Source organism: Comamonas sp. FUJ_7 (assembly GCF_057369555.1).
In genome coordinates this window covers 632,164-647,060 of record NZ_JBXXZI010000001.1, presented here as the reverse complement: position 1 = coordinate 647,060, position 14,897 = coordinate 632,164, and the positions used below count along the sequence as shown (strand labels likewise).

At 59.9% G+C, this 14,897-nt stretch carries 18 protein-coding genes; 7 read left to right on the top strand and 11 right to left on the bottom strand.

The features are described from left to right. Positions 1-42 precede the first annotated feature (42 nt). Positions 43-1,302 (top strand): NADP-dependent isocitrate dehydrogenase, encoded by a 1,260-nt coding sequence (gene icd / locus AC2I9W_RS02920; protein WP_486408538.1) that lies wholly within the window; start codon positions 43-45, stop codon positions 1,300-1,302. A gap of 32 nt (positions 1,303-1,334) precedes the next feature. After that, complete coding sequence (locus AC2I9W_RS02915) at positions 1,335-1,694, top strand: hypothetical protein (protein WP_486408537.1); 360 nt, start codon at positions 1,335-1,337, stop codon at positions 1,692-1,694. Between the two features lie 86 nt (positions 1,695-1,780). On the opposite strand, the gene AC2I9W_RS02910 is transcribed toward AC2I9W_RS02915, so the two are convergent. Then, the gene (locus tag AC2I9W_RS02910) at positions 1,781-2,557 is read right to left on the bottom strand and encodes a DsbA family protein (RefSeq protein WP_486408536.1); all 777 of its coding nucleotides are present in this window, start codon (positions 2,555-2,557) and stop codon (positions 1,781-1,783) included. A 143-nt stretch (positions 2,558-2,700) separates the two neighbouring features. On the opposite strand from AC2I9W_RS02910, the gene AC2I9W_RS02905 reads away from it, so the two are divergent. The 3 genes from AC2I9W_RS02905 to mnmH all read left to right on the top strand — a co-directional run bounded on the left by AC2I9W_RS02905 (position 2,701) and on the right by mnmH (position 6,283). Then, complete coding sequence (locus AC2I9W_RS02905; protein WP_486408535.1) at positions 2,701-3,240, top strand: retropepsin-like aspartic protease family protein; 540 nt, start codon at positions 2,701-2,703, stop codon at positions 3,238-3,240. Positions 3,241-3,468: 228 nt separating this feature from the next. Beyond that, a complete protein-coding gene (locus AC2I9W_RS02900) occupies positions 3,469-4,824 on the top strand; it encodes an alanine/glycine:cation symporter family protein (RefSeq protein ID WP_158391548.1) in 1,356 nt (451 codons plus the stop codon). Positions 4,825-5,230: 406 nt separating this feature from the next. Then, positions 5,231-6,283: a tRNA 2-selenouridine(34) synthase MnmH gene (mnmH, locus tag AC2I9W_RS02895; RefSeq protein WP_486408534.1), complete on the top strand. Its 1,053-nt coding sequence runs from the start codon at positions 5,231-5,233 to the stop codon at positions 6,281-6,283. Here the strand turns inward: mnmH and AC2I9W_RS02890 are convergent. Together AC2I9W_RS02890 and AC2I9W_RS02885 are read right to left on the bottom strand one after the other, a co-directional pair. Beyond that, positions 6,280-6,789: a GNAT family N-acetyltransferase gene (locus AC2I9W_RS02890; RefSeq protein WP_486408533.1), complete on the bottom strand. Its 510-nt coding sequence runs from the start codon at positions 6,787-6,789 to the stop codon at positions 6,280-6,282. The two genes, mnmH and AC2I9W_RS02890, sit on opposite strands and share 4 nt — an antisense overlap. A gap of 143 nt (positions 6,790-6,932) precedes the next feature. Continuing rightward, complete coding sequence (locus AC2I9W_RS02885; protein ID WP_158391542.1) at positions 6,933-7,550, bottom strand: LysE family translocator; 618 nt, start codon at positions 7,548-7,550, stop codon at positions 6,933-6,935. A 158-nt stretch (positions 7,551-7,708) separates the two neighbouring features. Here AC2I9W_RS02885 and AC2I9W_RS02880 point away from each other — a divergent pair, with 158 nt between their 5' ends. Together AC2I9W_RS02880 and AC2I9W_RS02875 are read left to right on the top strand one after the other, a co-directional pair. Continuing rightward, positions 7,709-9,178 carry an aminotransferase-like domain-containing protein gene (locus AC2I9W_RS02880; protein WP_486408532.1) on the top strand — a complete coding sequence of 490 codons (1,470 nt, stop codon included), beginning with the start codon at positions 7,709-7,711 and terminating at the stop codon, positions 9,176-9,178. A gap of 115 nt (positions 9,179-9,293) precedes the next feature. Then, a complete protein-coding gene (locus AC2I9W_RS02875; RefSeq protein WP_486408531.1) occupies positions 9,294-10,082 on the top strand; it encodes a hypothetical protein in 789 nt (262 codons plus the stop codon). 15 nt (positions 10,083-10,097) lie between these two features. Here AC2I9W_RS02875 and AC2I9W_RS02870 read toward each other — a convergent pair whose 3' ends face one another. The 8 genes from AC2I9W_RS02870 to AC2I9W_RS02835 form a co-directional block, all read right to left on the bottom strand. Next, a complete protein-coding gene (locus AC2I9W_RS02870) occupies positions 10,098-10,430 on the bottom strand; it encodes a cupin domain-containing protein (RefSeq protein ID WP_486408530.1) in 333 nt (110 codons plus the stop codon). Between the two features lie 138 nt (positions 10,431-10,568). Then, entirely contained in the window at positions 10,569-10,811 is a 243-nt protein-coding gene (locus tag AC2I9W_RS02865) for a hypothetical protein (protein WP_486408529.1), read from the bottom strand. Positions 10,812-10,826: 15 nt separating this feature from the next. After that, positions 10,827-11,114, bottom strand: coding sequence for a GNAT family N-acetyltransferase (locus AC2I9W_RS02860; RefSeq protein ID WP_486408528.1), 288 nt, complete (start codon positions 11,112-11,114; stop codon positions 10,827-10,829). Between the two features lie 79 nt (positions 11,115-11,193). Next, entirely contained in the window at positions 11,194-12,102 is a 909-nt protein-coding gene (mmsB, locus tag AC2I9W_RS02855) for a 3-hydroxyisobutyrate dehydrogenase (protein WP_486408527.1), read from the bottom strand. A gap of 75 nt (positions 12,103-12,177) precedes the next feature. Beyond that, entirely contained in the window at positions 12,178-12,597 is a 420-nt protein-coding gene (locus AC2I9W_RS02850; RefSeq protein WP_486408526.1) for a DUF488 domain-containing protein, read from the bottom strand. A 36-nt stretch (positions 12,598-12,633) separates the two neighbouring features. Continuing rightward, positions 12,634-13,143 (bottom strand): TfoX/Sxy family protein, encoded by a 510-nt coding sequence (locus AC2I9W_RS02845; protein WP_486408525.1) that lies wholly within the window; start codon positions 13,141-13,143, stop codon positions 12,634-12,636. 21 nt (positions 13,144-13,164) lie between these two features. Then, entirely contained in the window at positions 13,165-14,331 is a 1,167-nt protein-coding gene (locus AC2I9W_RS02840; protein WP_486408524.1) for an acyl-CoA dehydrogenase family protein, read from the bottom strand. Positions 14,332-14,418: 87 nt separating this feature from the next. Next, positions 14,419-14,847 carry a lysozyme inhibitor LprI family protein gene (locus tag AC2I9W_RS02835; protein ID WP_486408523.1) on the bottom strand — a complete coding sequence of 143 codons (429 nt, stop codon included), beginning with the start codon at positions 14,845-14,847 and terminating at the stop codon, positions 14,419-14,421. Between the last annotated feature and the right edge of the window lie 50 nt (positions 14,848-14,897).

Here is a 14,897-nt window from a genome sequence, read left to right as displayed (position 1 = left end):
GTGCATCGCCGCACAGTATTCAAGACTAGGAGATTTCACAGCATGAGCATGTCCCACATCCAGGTTCCATCGCAGGGCGAGAAGATCACCGTCAATGCGGACAAGACATTGAATGTCCCCGACCAGCCCATCATCCCGTTCATTGAGGGTGATGGCGTGGGCGTGGATGTGACGCCTGTGATGCGAAAGGTGGTCGATGCGGCGGTGGCCAAGGTCTATGGCAGCCAACGCAAGATCGCCTGGATGGAAGTGTTTGCAGGAGAGAAGGCCACGCGAGTTTATGGTCCCGACATGTGGCTGCCCGAAGAGACTGTGGCTGCCGTGCGCGACTATGCCGTGTCCATCAAGGGGCCACTTACTACGCCGGTTGGTGGTGGCATTCGTTCGCTGAACGTCGCGTTGCGCCAGGAACTGGATCTGTATGTCTGCCTGCGTCCCGTGCAGTACTTCAAGGGCGTGCCATCGCCGCTCAAGGAGCCCGAGAAGACCCATATGGTGATCTTTCGCGAGAACTCGGAGGACATCTATGCAGGCATCGAGTACGCAGCGGGCAGCGAGAAGGCGAAGAAGCTCATCGACTTTCTTGCCAAGGAGATGGGTGCCAACAAGATCCGCTTTCCTGAAACCTCGGGCATTGGCATCAAGCCCGTCTCGCGTGAAGGCACGGAGCGCCTGGTGCGCAAGGCCATTCAATACGCTATCGACCACAACAAGCCCAGCGTGACTCTGGTTCACAAGGGCAACATCATGAAGTACACGGAAGGCGCTTTCCGTGACTGGGGCTATGCGCTGGCGCAGCGCGAGTTCGGAGCCGAGCTGATCGATGGAGGGCCATGGTGCCGCCTGAAGAACCCGAAGACTGGCAAGGACATCATCATCAAAGATTCGATCACCGATGCCTTCTTGCAGCAGATTCTGATGCGTCCGGCAGAGTATTCGGTGGTGGCTACGCTTAACCTCAACGGCGACTATATTTCGGATGCGCTGGCGGCCCAGGTGGGTGGCATTGGCATTGCACCGGGCGCGAATATGTCCGAGAGCATTGCCTGCTTTGAGGCCACGCATGGCACGGCACCTCGATATGCCGGCAAGGACTATGTGAACCCTGGCTCCATGATTTTGTGCGCCGAGATGATGCTGCGCCACATGGGCTGGCGCGAGGCGGCCGACCTGATCGTCGAGTCCCTGGAAAAAGCCATTCAGAGCAAGCATGTGACCTATGACTTTGCTCGCCTGATGGATGGCGCAACCCAGGTGTCGTGCTCGCGCTTTGGAGATGTCGTGATCTCCATGATGGATTGAGCACGCTACCGTTTAAAAACAGGGAGAAACACATGAAACGCATGAAATGGATGCTGGTCATGCCGCTGGTGGTCTTGGCTGTGCTGGGCTGCAGCGCTGCGCAGCCTCTTCAATCAGGTGCAGCCCAGAGTCAGGCGGCAGCGCTGAATACCCAGGAGCTTCATTTTGTTGGGCCTATGGACCTGACGATCACGCTGAAGACGCAGGACAATTTCGAGTCGGCCGTAATGACCGATAACGCTGATCGCGCTTTCCAGATGCACAGTGTGCCCGCTGCCAGCGGTATTCGCATGGAGGATGGCAAGGGGGCATCCATTCACTTCAAGAATGGCGAAGGTGTGGTGGAGCTGGTGAAAGATCGCCCGATTGAAATCAAGGAAATGAAGCGCTAAGTCCCATCCTGGGCTGCTCACAAAAAAGCCTGTTCGCTGGATCTAAGTTCAGCGAACAGGCTTTTTGATAAGAGTCTTAATGAGAATTAGCGAGCCGGCAGCTCGCAGCCATCCGGGCCGCAGCTGGGGTTGGCACCTTCAGCGGCTTGCTCAACTTGAGAGGCGCGGGTGTTGAGGTCGGCGACTTGTTCGGCCCAGTCGGCCAGCTGCTGCTTCCAGCCTTCGACGTCACCCAGCCATTCGCCGATTTCAATGCGCTGCACGGCGCGCTGGCCGGCTTGTTCGGGATGGTCGAACTCCAGGCCAATGGTGGGAAAGCCCTGGCCTTGCAGCATGTTCAACCATTGACGGCTTTCGGCAATGTGCTTCTGGGTTGCGGCTCCACTTTGCTCGGCATAAGCCGTGTCATAGGCGGCACTGTCCAGGCCTATGCTGCTGGCCAGTTCACGCAAAACGGCGGGCTCGCTGATGCGCAGGCCATCAACGTAGTGGGCTTTTTGCTCGGCGGACAGCATCTCCAGCCCCTGGCCTGCCAACGCTTCGGCGGCCAGCAGGGCGGTTGTGGGAGGCTCGGAGTCCAAAGGCGCACCGATGTCGTTGAGCAAGCCATTGACATAGCCTTCACCAAAGGGCTGACCGGTCATCTCTGCAATGCGCTGGTCGCTGGCCATGACTTTTTCACGCCAGTCCTCGGTGATGGTGCGGGTGTGCGAGCCGGTGAGCATGCCACCTGCATGCCATTGCACCTGAATGCCGGGTACTTCGCGTGCCGCCTTGACCAGAGGGGCGGCGGCATAGCACCACCCACAAAGTGGATCAAAGACGTAGTGCAGCACCAGAGGAGGCAATGAGGATGTGTTCATGGTCGGAGGGAGTGGCCACGGGCCGGTCAATTGAAACAGGCCCCAATGTACGCGCTGATGCCGTGCGTACTTCGCTGTTGGCGAGATGACCTTGTCGCCGGTCTTGGCAAAATGGCGATCCTTTCTCTCTGCACTTTTTGTCCATGCGCCTGAATGTAACGCCGCCACAGTCCTCCTCGGAGCCCTCCACACAATCGGTGGTGAGGCGCAGCACCTTTTGGTTCTTGGCGTTCTGGATGCTTGCCATGGCCGTGATGTATCTGGCCATGCAACACTTTCTGAAGCCTTCGCGTGCCCAGGTCATGGAGGACGGCTCGGTGCGCATAGAGCGGGGCATGGATGGGCACTTTCGTGTCCGAGGCTATGTCAACGATCAGCCTGTCATGTTCATGGTCGATACCGGAGCCACGTCGGTCAGCATTACGGATGCACTGGCTACACGTGCAGGGCTGGAGGGCGGCGAAAAGGTCCGCTTTCGCACTGCCAATGGCGAGCGTGAAGGGCGCATGGTGACGGCTGATGTCGTCAAGGTTGCGAGTCTGAGCGTGCGCAACGTGCGCGTGGGTACCGGCTACACAGGAGAAGACAGCGGTGACGCCTTGCTGGGGCAGAATTTCTTGCGTTTTTTTGATGTGCAGATGAGCGGCGATGAAATGCTGCTGAGTCCGAGAAAACGTTCTTAGGGATTTCTCTTGTTTCTGCCGCGCAATGACTTTTGCAGCCCGAAAGCGCCCAAAGTCTGGATTAGAGTAGGGCGCTTTACCAACCGGCGAACAGAGAAGTGCGCTGTGCATAGGTCCGACACGGAGCTACTGTGGCTGCTGCATTGACCATTCATGAGTGAAACACATGTTCTGGAACTGTTGCCATTCAATGGACTGCCTGCCTTGAGCGGACAGTGAATCTCATCAATGGACTGGTTAACCCAAATCTTCAAAAGCCTCAACGATGTCGTCTGGGGCGTGCCCATGATTGTGCTGATTCTCGGCACGGGCTTTTATCTTCAGATTCGCCTTGGCTTCATGCCGCTGCGCAATATCGTTCGCGGCTTCCGGATGATCTGGCGCAGCCGCCGACCTGGTGACAAGGCCGATGGCGATATCACACCCTATGCGGCGCTGATGACGGCGCTGTCCGCCACGGTGGGTACGGGCAATATCGCTGGCGTGGCGACAGCCATTGCCGTGGGCGGTCCGGGAGCCTTGTTCTGGATGTGGATGACGGCGCTGCTGGGCATGGCCACCAAGTATGGTGAAGTGGTGCTAGCGGTGAAGTTCCGTGAGAAGAACGACCATGGCCAGTGGGTCGGTGGTCCCATGTACGCCATCAAGAATGGTCTGGGCAAGAACTGGAAATGGCTGGGCACGCTGTTTGCCATCTTTGGCGGGCTGGCTGGCTTCGGCATTGGCTCCATGGTCCAGTCCAACGGCATTGCATCGGCCATGCACACGGCTTTCGGGCTGGAGAACTGGGTGACCGGTTTGGCGCTGGCCGTGCTGACAGGGGCCGTGGTGCTGGGCGGCATCACCCGCATTGGCGCCGTGGCCGAGAAGCTGGTGCCCGCCATGTGCGTGCTCTATGTGATCTGCGTGCTCTATGTGCTGGGCGTGTACTTTGACCGCATTCCTGCCGCATTTGCGCTGATCTTTGAGCAGGCGTTCAACCCCACAGCAGCTACCGGTGGCTTCCTGGGCTCTACGGTGCTGATGGCCATCCGCATGGGCGTGGCCCGCGGCATTTTCTCGAATGAAGCCGGTTTGGGTACCGCAGGTATTGCACAGGCAGCGGGTGCTACGCGTGACCCCGTTTTCTCGGGCTTGGTGGGCATGATGGGCACCTTCATCGATACCATCATCGTCTGCACCATGACGGGCTTGGCCATCGTGGTCAGCGGTGTCTGGAACTCTGGCGCGACGGGCGCTGTGCTCTCGACCCAGAGCTTTGAAGCCGCCATGCCCGGCGTGGGCAAGTATGTGCTGGCCCTTTCTCTGTCCGTGTTTGCCTTCACCACCATCCTGGGCTGGGCCTACTACGGTGAGAAGTGCTGGACTTATCTGGTTGGCACCGTTTGCGAAAAACCGTTCCGCATTCTGTGGACCATCAGTGCCTTTGTGGGCGCGGTGGCCACGCTGGACTTTGCCTGGCTGGTGGCCGATACGCTGAACGCGCTGATGGCCATTCCCAACCTGATCTCGCTGCTGCTGCTCTCGCCCGTGATCGTGCAGCTCACGCGTGAGTATTTTGCACGCAAGGAAAATCAAATCTGATTATTTTGATAGCTGAAAGCGCTTGATGCATAAGCGCTAGAGCATGATTTGGCCTTTATCTGAATGAGAAGGCAAGAGCACAGGGCGCAGTTGTACAAGCAGCTGCGCCCTGTGCGGTTTTGGTGGCTCCAGTCTGAACTGTGGCGCTGCATCTGCGAAAATACCTGCCTTTCAGGGAATGACGGCTGCAGGCGTGCTGCACGCCGTTGTGCGTATCGAGGCTCGATCCACGCCCTGGCTTCTTGGCCTGTTGCGGCCTTGTCTTGCGAGACAGGTGCAGCAGGTTTTTCATGTTGCCGAGCCTCAAATCGGATCGCCAGAGCCTCTGCGATCATCGCTTTATGCCCGACACAAGCCATTGCCCTCGGCTGCCAGGCCATTTGGGCGCTGCCATGGATAGTCTGCCGTGTCCCACCGCCAGCCCGTTCGCGTTCCTGAACGCCACCAGTTCGATGCCTTGATTGATGCCCGCTCTCCGGCCGAGTTCGAACAGGATCACATTCCCGGAGCGATCAACTGCCCGGTGCTGAGCAATGCCGAGCGCGCCGAGATCGGCACCATCTACAAGCAAGTCAGCCCCTTTGAAGCCAAGCGTCTGGGCGCGGCCTACGTGTCAGCCAACCTGGCGCGTCACCTGCGTGAAACCTTTGCCGACAAGCCTGCCAACTGGAAGCCGCTGGTCTATTGCTGGCGCGGCGGTCTGCGCAGCGGCTCCATGGTGACCTGGCTGCGCTTGGTGGGCTGGGACGCCCAGCAACTCGCAGGCGGCTACAAGGCGTTTCGCGGCCATGTGATTGAAAAGCTGGAGACCCTGGTGCCGCAATTGCAGATGCGGGTGCTGTGCGGCGCCACCGGCTCGGCCAAGACCCGTGTGCTGCATGCGCTGGCAGAGCGCGGCGAGCAGGTGCTGGATCTGGAAGGCTATGCCAACCACAAAGGCTCTTTGCTGGGCAATTTGCCTGGCATTGAGCAGCCCAGCCAGAAGCGCTTTGAGACTTTGCTGGCCGAGCAGATCGAAAGCTTTGATCTTTCGCGCCCGGTCTATCTGGAAGGCGAGAGCGCCAAGATTGGCCGTGTAGGCCTGCCTTTGGTGCTGGTGCAGCACTTGCACAAGGCGCCGGTGATCGAAGTGCGAGCGACGACAGGCGCACGCCTGTCCTATCTGCTGCGGGACTATGCCTACCTGGGCGACAACCCCGAAGCGCTGGCCGCCAAGCTGGGCTGGCTCAAGGAGCTGCAGGGCAAGGAAACCATTGCCCGATGGCAGCAATGGGCGCTGGCCAAGAATTTGCCGCCTTTGTTTGAGGAGCTGATGCTGCGCCACTACGACCCGCACTACGAGCGCTCACAGTCCAACCATTTCGAGCAATGGCCTCAGCGTCAGGTGCTGGAGACGGATGATCTGTCCGACGAGAGCATTATTCGTCTGGCAGAGCAGGTGATGGCGCTGAAGGCCTAGGTAAGCTCCTGCACCATCAGCACCTCATCGAAGAAATGACCTGCAATGAAAAGCGCTGCAGGTTCCAGCCCATAGCGGCTAAAGGCGGATTGCTCATATAGGCGCAGCGCATTGTGATTGCGGGCGTTGCAGCTGAGCAAGAGTTGTCGCAGTTTCAGTGACCGGCCATAGGCAATGGCAGTTTGCAGCAGCTTGCGCGCCAGACCTTGGCCGCGGGCCTGCTGGGTGACGTACATGGCAAAGAGATGGCCTTTGTGTGCCACCTTTTCGCCTTGGTCGCGATACAAGCCCAGAAAGCCGAAAAGCTGGCCGCTGTCGTCAAAGCCACCCCACATGGCCCGACCTCCAGTGCCGCCAAAGCAGCCCAGAATCTGTGCATCACTGAGAGCCAGCTCGCTTTCTGGCGTTGCTCCAAATGCCGTCGGGCATTCGGTTAGCGCCTGCAGGCGCAGGGATCGATAGCTGGATAGGTCGCGCTCTTCAAGTGGGCGTATGACGTAGTGCATGGCCTGAAGTCTAGAGCGCTTAAGACTCCCTAACTCAACCCTTGATACATCGTTGCTTCGCCTTGCCGTACTTTGGTACTGCCTGCGGCTTCGCGCCTCGACTCAACCGCGAACCTTCGATTGACTGGGTAGTGTTAGACGCTCTAAATATGCTCGGCAAAAATCGGTACCAGTGACAGCAGTAGCAGGCCTGCCATGACGCCGTTGAAGGTGCGAAGCGCTTGGGGAGTGCGAAGGGCGCGGCCCACAGTGCTGCCAAACAGTGTCCAGACGCTGATGCTGGGGTAGTTGACCAGCCCCAGAACCAGGGCCGACAGCATTAGATTGACAAAAAATCCTTCGCGCGGTGTGTAGGTTGCAACGACGCCCACGGCCATGATCCAGGCCTTGGGGTTGACCCACTGAAACGCAGCAGCTTGCCAGAAGCTGAACGGGCGGCTGCCCGATTGCCCCTGATCGACATTGCCTGCTCTGGCGATTTTCCAGGCCAGCCAGATCAGATAGGCCGCACCCACATATTTAAGCAAGGTGTAGATGCGTGGCTCCGTCTCGAACAGCTTGCCCAGCCCCGCGCCGATCAGCAGCACCATGACGACCACACCGAGGCAGATGCCCAGCATGTGTGGCACGCTGCGGCGGTAGCCGAAGGTGGCTCCCGATGCGGTCAGCATCACATTGTTGGGGCCGGGTGTGACGGAGCTGACAAAGGCAAACATGGCCAGTGGCAGAACAAAGGACAGGGACTGGGGCAGCAGAGTCATGGGTGTTCGCTGGCAGATGGGCTCAGGCATGGAGGTGAAACTGGGTTCAATGCTAAGCTCGTCAATCAGTACAGTATCAGTACACTTTGCCATGCCAGTTGATGAGCTGGCCTGCTTGTATGACCCGGACAGTTGGAGAGGCCCTCAACCTTCATCACATGCTCGATACCCCGTCGCAACCCTCTTTTTCCAGTGTCTGCGCAGACAGTCTGGGCTGGCAGCCTGTGCGCCCCAGCTCTGTAGGGCTGGTCGAGCAACTGGTTGAATATTTCGGCAAGCTGGTGCGCAACCATGGCTTGCGTGCAGGGGCGCGTCTGCCTTCCGTGCGTGCGCTGGCCCAGAGCGCGGGCGTCAGTCGCGATACGGTGGTACAGGCCTATGACCGCTTGGCCGCCAAGGGACTGATTCAGTCGCGCCGAGGCAGCGGCTTTTATGTCGCAGCCCAGCGCACGGTCACTGCACCCGCCGTGGCTGAAGCGGCTGCCGCCCAGACGGTGGAATTTGATACGGCCTATTTGCTGCGTGGCATCTTTCGCGAGGATGGCGATGGCACCGGCAGTGCGGGCTGCTTGCCAGCGAGCTGGATGGATCAAGGTCTGATCACCGGTGCCATGCGTGCCATTACCCGCCAAGGCGCACGGGCCGAGCAGGGCTTGCTCAGCTACGGTTTGCCGCAAGGTTTTGTGCCGCTGCGCCAGCACATTGCCTCCTGGCTGCAGGCGCAGGAGGTGCCTGCGCATCCCGAACTGAACATGATGACGGTAGGTGGCGTGACGCAGGGGCTGGATCTGATCGTGCGCTGCTTTTTGCGGCCTGGCGATACCGTGCTGGTCGAAGACCCGGCTTGGTTTCTGATCTTTGGCCGGCTCAAATACATGGGCGTGAATGTCGTGGGCGTGCCGCGCCTGCCCGGCGGCCCCGATGTGCAGGCGCTGCAGTCGCTGGCGCAGGCCCATCAGCCCAAGCTCTTCATCCTCAATACGGCAGTCCACAACCCTACGGGTCTGAGTCTGTCTGCCGGCGTGGCGCACGAGGTGCTGCGCATTGCCGAGCGTCACGACTTCTTGCTGGTGGAAGACGACACCTATGCCGATTTTTTGGGTGTCATGCCGCTTCGGCTGGCTGCCATGGACCGACTGCAGCGCGTGATTCTGGTGGGCGGCTATTCCAAGACCTTGTCGGGCGGGCTGCGCGTAGGCTATATCGCCGCCAAGCCAGAGTATGTGCACCGGCTCACGGATATGAAGCTGCTGGCTGGGCTGACCTCCTCGCTGCCGGCCGAGCAGATCGTGCATCACATCCTGGCCGACGGCTCCTACCGCAAGCATGTGGATCGCCTGCGCGAGCGCGTGGACAGGGCGCGCAGCCGCTGTCTGCGCAAACTCGAAGCCCTGGGCTGCCATGCCGAGCATGAGCCCGTGGCGGGCACCTTTGCCTGGGTTGATTGCGGCGTGGATACCGAAGTGCTGGCCCGGCAGGCCGCGCTGAGCAACCTGCTGCTGGCGCCGGGCCTGCTGTTCTCGCCCCAGCAGACGACCAGCAGCAAGCTGCGTGTGCCGGTGGCCATGGCCGACCAGGCTGCGCCCTGGAAGCTGCTGGAGCAAATCCTCGCTCAACTGCGCAGGTAGCGACAAAGAGCGCCAAAGTGGACTGCTCCGCCATGGCGCTCCTCATTCACGATTGATCACAATCATGGGTTGCTGATGGCATTGACGGACAGCGATCTGCTGTTATGTTTGTAGCATGACAGCTGCACGAGCCTTGCCCCTTGCCGCCGCCGGCCACCGTTTTCACGCATGCTTTGCAGCGCGTGGTGCCTGGGGTTTGCTGTTTCTGGCACTGCTGTGTGGTGGACTGACCGCATGCTCCAGTGCACCGACGAACCATGGCAAAGTGCAAGGTGAGAGCTTTCATTCACGAGAGCTGGTTCAGTCCGACAGCAACCGCATGGCCACGCTGGCCATGAAAGAGAACCTGGAGAGCTTGTTCGTCATCATGGACAAGCTCTATCGCCGCAACCCCGCAGAGTGGAAAAAGACAGCCGACAGTCGTGAGGCGGCCATTGCCTATGTGCGCATTGCCATCATGGAGCGCCAGCCCTGGCACGAGTTGCAGGACAAGCGCGATGTGGCTGCCTTGTCGCTGGCACTGCAGCCCGAGTTTCAGGGGGACAGGGTGGCGGCCTTTGTCTATGCCGCTGCCGACATGCTGATCACTTCGCATGGCGGGCGTACCCAGTTCACGCTGATTGATGGACTGGATCCGCAGCATGTCTTCAATGCCGCTCGCAATCTGGAGATTGCCAACTGGATTCTCAACTCGCGCAAGACGCTCAATGGCCAACCCTTGCTGCTGTCCAACCAGATCGGGCAAGAGGAACGCAACCTTAGCTTTGAGCGCGAAATGGGCAAGATCATTGGCCGCCTTGATTTGGTGGCGGACTACACCACCGAGCGCTATCGGCGCTCCGTCATCGGCTATGCGCAAGGCCTGTTTGCCGGTCCTTTCATGCAGTTTCTGCCTGTGCGCTAAGACTTTCTCAAGCGCTCAGTCGCCGCACAGCACGATGGTGACAAGGGCTGAGGAATCCTCCAGCGCTCGCACCGCATGCGGCAAACCCCGGGGCAGGTGAATGAGCTGATCGCGCTGCAGCTTGTGAAGGTTCTGGCCCAGCATCACCTCCAGACTGCCTTCTAGGCAATGTAGGCTGACGCTGCCCACCACGCGGTGCGGCGGCAGGGCCTGGCCCTTGCGCAGCACGATACGGATGACCTCCAGATCTTCGGCCTTAAACAGAACTACGGAACGCGCGCCCGTGAGTCTGGCACCAAACGGCGCTACATCCAGCGGCTGAGCGGGCATGGAGAGAATATGGTCCATGGCGACACCTCTTGCACAAGCGACAACGCACCATTGTCCTGCGCTTGCTGTGCAAGTTCAATCACAGCTTGATGACCATCGCCGATGGATGTGTCACGTTGGCAGCTATTGGTCGCTATTGAGTGGTGTTGGCAGGTCTCAAGCCTTGTAGCCCGTGTTCATGATCCACAGCTCCAGCACCAGAACCACCACGGCCAGCACCATGGGCAGGGCGTAAAGCACTTGCATCACCGTGCTGACAGGCTCGGGCGCTTGCAGCACCGCGCGCTGGAAGCCGACCCAGCCGCAGTAAAACGCCAGAGGCGGCATGACAAAAATAGGCAGCACCAGCCACAGCAGTGGCAAGGACAGCAGCGACAGCAGAACCGAGGCAAGAATCATGAGGGGAAGACGGCTTTAAACCAGCACGTCACGAATGCTGGCGTCCTTGGTGAACTGCGCCTTGGCAAACGGGCACAGCGGCAGCACCTTGGTGCCGGTGCTTCGTACCCATGCCACCAGCGCATCCAGCAGCTGGCGGCCCACGCCTTCGCCGCGCAGCGATTCATCCACATCCGTGTGGTCGATGATGATCATCGTGGCATTCGTGCGGCTGTAGGTCATCTCGGCCACGCGCTGACCATTCTTTTCAATGTGAAACATGCCCTTGGACGGGGCTTCTTCATGCTGAACAGGGTATTGCATGGCGTGGCCTTGAAGTGACTTACGAAAGCACTGTAGCGGAGTTTAGGTCAGGGTCTGTTGAGAGTTGAGCGATCCTCGCTTAAATCTCAACAGACCCTTGCTTTTGCAGCATCTTGATGACACTGGAAAAGTCCTCCGGGCCATGGCCGGCAATGCTGTGCGCCGCATAGATCTGGCGGGCCATACCGCCCAGCGGGGTGCTGGCCTTGACGCTCATGGCGCTTTCCTGGGCCAGACCCAGGTCCTTGAGCATCAGGTCCGTGCCAAAACCGCCGGTATAGCCGCGTGTGGCAGCGCTGGCTTCCTGCACGCCGGGGAAGGGGTTGTAGACCTCCAGCGCCCAGTTGCCGCCGGAGCTGCGGCGCATGATCTCGCTCAGCACCTTGGGGTCCAGCCCGTTGGCCACACCCAGCGCAATCGCCTCGCTGGTGCCAATCATCAAAATGCCCAGCAGCATGTTGTTGCAGATCTTGGCCGTCTGACCCGCGCCCACATCACCGGCGTGGAAGATGTTCTTGCCCATCTTCTCCAGCAGCGGGCGGGCACGTTCCAGATCGGCGTCCGAGCCGCCGACCATAAAGGTCAGCGTGCCTGCAATGGCGCCGCCCGTGCCGCCGGATACGGGGGCGTCGATAAAGCCCATGCCTGCAGCCGCTGCGGCCTTGGCCACCTGCTGGCTGGTGGCCGCAGCAATGGTGGAGCTGTCGATAATCAGCGCGCCCTTGGCGATGCTGGCCAGCAGGCCGGGCGCACCGTCCTTGCCCAGATACAGGGCTTGCACATTCTGGCTGGCGGGCAGCATAGAAATCACCACTTCGGCGCCTTGTACGGCATCTTGTGCGCTGCTGGCGGTCTGACCGCCTTCGGCCTTCACGCGCGCCAGCGCATCGGCGCTGAGGTCAAAGGCCTTGACGCTGTGGCCCGCTTTGACCAGGTTGATAGCCATGGGGGCGCCCATATTGCCGAGGCCGATAAATGCGATCTGCATGCTTTGTCTCCTTGTGGTTTATCAGATTTGATAGCTGCTTGCGCTTGATGGGTAAGCGTTTGCGATGGATTTGACTTAATTTTTGAGCGATGCGCCTTGCTCTTGCAGCAGGTTGCGCAAGATGCTGCGGTGGCAATGTGCTTCGTCCTCGCAATAGCAGCCCAGCGAAAATGCGCTGCTGTGCGAGAGCGCGGCCAGCAGTTTTAACGTGTGCTGTGCAGCCGGCTCTGCCAGCTGCTTGCGGAACTGCTTTTCAAACTGCTTCCACAGTTTGTCGGCCTCGGCCGTCTGACCAAAGGCCCGCAGCTTGATGCTTTGCAGGGCCTGGTGCATCAGCTCCAACTCGGGCGAGAGCTCGGGATACCAGACATCGTAGAAATTGCGGCTGGCAAATTCCGCCTTGGGCACGCCACGCGGCGGGCGGCGCACCGTGCCAATGCGCAAGCCTTCATCGGGTGCACGGTCGCTGCCTAGCTGAACAATGCTCACTGCCATGGGGCTGCTCCTGTTTGAGGTCTGCGCGATGCTTCACTACTCGCTGCCAAAGATGGGATGCACTTTGCGCTGGCGCGGATTTTTCAGTGTTTTTGGCTCTTTTCCCTTGTCTGGCATGCGCTGCATGCTTCTGTTTTGAGAGTCTTTGGCGGACTTGTTTTCTGTTTCTGGCTTGCTGGCCGACTTGCGCTTGGGCGTTGCCCTTGCCTGCGGGTTGAAATTCAGCGCTGCCTGCACCCAGTGATTCCAGGCTGTCCGCGTGGCATAGGCCGTGGGCGAGACCAGAAAATAGCCCTGCATGCCGCCGCGCGGCGACAGCTGGCGCAGGCCCGGCATTTCGGCCACGGCGTCATGTGTGTCCGGCGGCAGGCGCACCAGCAGCTCGTCATCCTGCACACCCAGGCACATCTTGCCGTTGACCATAAACACCAGGCAGCCAAACATGGACTTTTCCTCCACTTCGGCGGTAGGCGCATGCTGGGCCAGCGCTTCGCGTATGGCGTCAATCAGCTGCAGGGTCTCGGGGGCGAGGGGACGGGCGGACATGGGATTCGTTTTCAGGCAATTTCAGCGAATGGCCTCGCAAGCATCACCATCCAGCATCCGCCGGGCGATGATGACGCGCATGATTTCGTTTGTGCCTTCCAGAATCTGATGCACGCGGGCGTCGCGCACCAGGCGCTCCAGCGGGAAGTCATTCAGGTAGCCGTAGCCGCCGTGGATTTGCAGCGCTTCGTTGCAGACGTTAAAGCCTGCATCCGTGGCAAAACGCTTGGCCATGGCGCAGTAGGTCGATGCATCGCGGGCACCGGCATCCAGTTTGGATGCGGCCAGTCGCACCATCTGCCGGGCGGCGACCAACTCGGTCGCCATATCGGCCAGCTTGAACTGCAGGGACTGAAAGCTGGCAATGGGCTTGCCGAACTGCTTGCGCTCCTGCATGTACTGCTGCGCCTGAGTCAGCGCACCTTGCGCTGCTCCGACCGAGCAGGTGGCGATATTGATGCGCCCGCCGTCCAGGCCCTTCATGGCGATCTTGAAGCCTTCACCTTCGTGGCCCAGAAGATGGTTGGCGGGGATGCGGACATTGTCGAAATTGATGACCCGTGTGGGCTGGCTGTTCCAGCCCATTTTTTCTTCTTTCTTGCCGTAGCTGATGCCCACGGCATTCGCGGGCACGGCAAAGGCGCTGATGCCCGATGCGCCTGATTGTGCGTCTCCAGTGCGCGCCATCAGCACCAGCACATCGGTGCTTCCCGCGCCGCTGATAAAGGCTTTGCTGCCGTTGATGATGTATTCGTTACCGAGCAGCTCGGCCCGGGTCTTGAGAGAGGCCGCGTCCGAGCCTGCGCCGGGTTCGGTCAAGGCATAGCTGGCGAGCTTCTGGCCGCTGGTCAGCAGCTCGCCCCATTGCTCGCGCACGGCGTCGGTGGCCCAGGTACCCAGCATCCAGGTCGCCATATTGTGGATGGTGATAAAGGCGGTGGTCGATGGATCGACGGCAGCCAACTCTTCGAACACCAGCGTGGCATCGAGACGCGGCAGGGCCAGGCCGCCTGCGCTCTCAGGTGCATACAAGCCGCAAAAGCCCAGCTCACCGGCCTTGGCAATGGCTTCGCGGGGAAAGTGCGCTTCGCGATCCCACTGCGCAGCATGCGGGGCCAGTTCTGCCTGCGCAAATGCCCGGGCCGTGTCGGCAAAGGCCTGCTGATCTTGGCTGAGTTCAAAGTTCATCTCATGTCTCCTTATTGTTTTTGGCTTGTAGCCCTTGCTGGGTATGCGCCTGCAGCTATTGTTTTGCAATATCCGTTGTGAGTGCTCTCAGTCGGGCGGACCAAAGTGCAGCCAGCGCTTGAGCACGGCTTCACGGGTGTGAATTTGCTGCAGCAGGCAGCCGTGGTAACGGCTGGGCCAGTCCGCCAGAGCTTCAAAGGCCTTGCTTGCTTGTTTGCACTGCGTAATGCGCTGGCGGCTCCATTCACTTTGTTCCTTGCGCAAGGCGGGGCGCTCATGGGCAGACAGGGCACGCATGACATCGCCATACAGAATCTGGTTGGCGGTGTCGGCCTCCTGAAAGTCCTTGATGGCACAGGCATTGGTCTGGGCCGTATTGCCGCCGGGCACGCAGTCGGCACCGGCCTGGGCCTGGGTCTGCTGACTGAAGAGTGCTGCCATAAAAAGAGCTGTGAGCGCTTTGCCGCCGATGACCATGGGCCATGAGCGTCTGATTTTCTGAATGCGGATCGTCATGCCAGCATCATCGCAGCCAGAAAGCCTTGACTGGCGCAACCGGAGCGGGA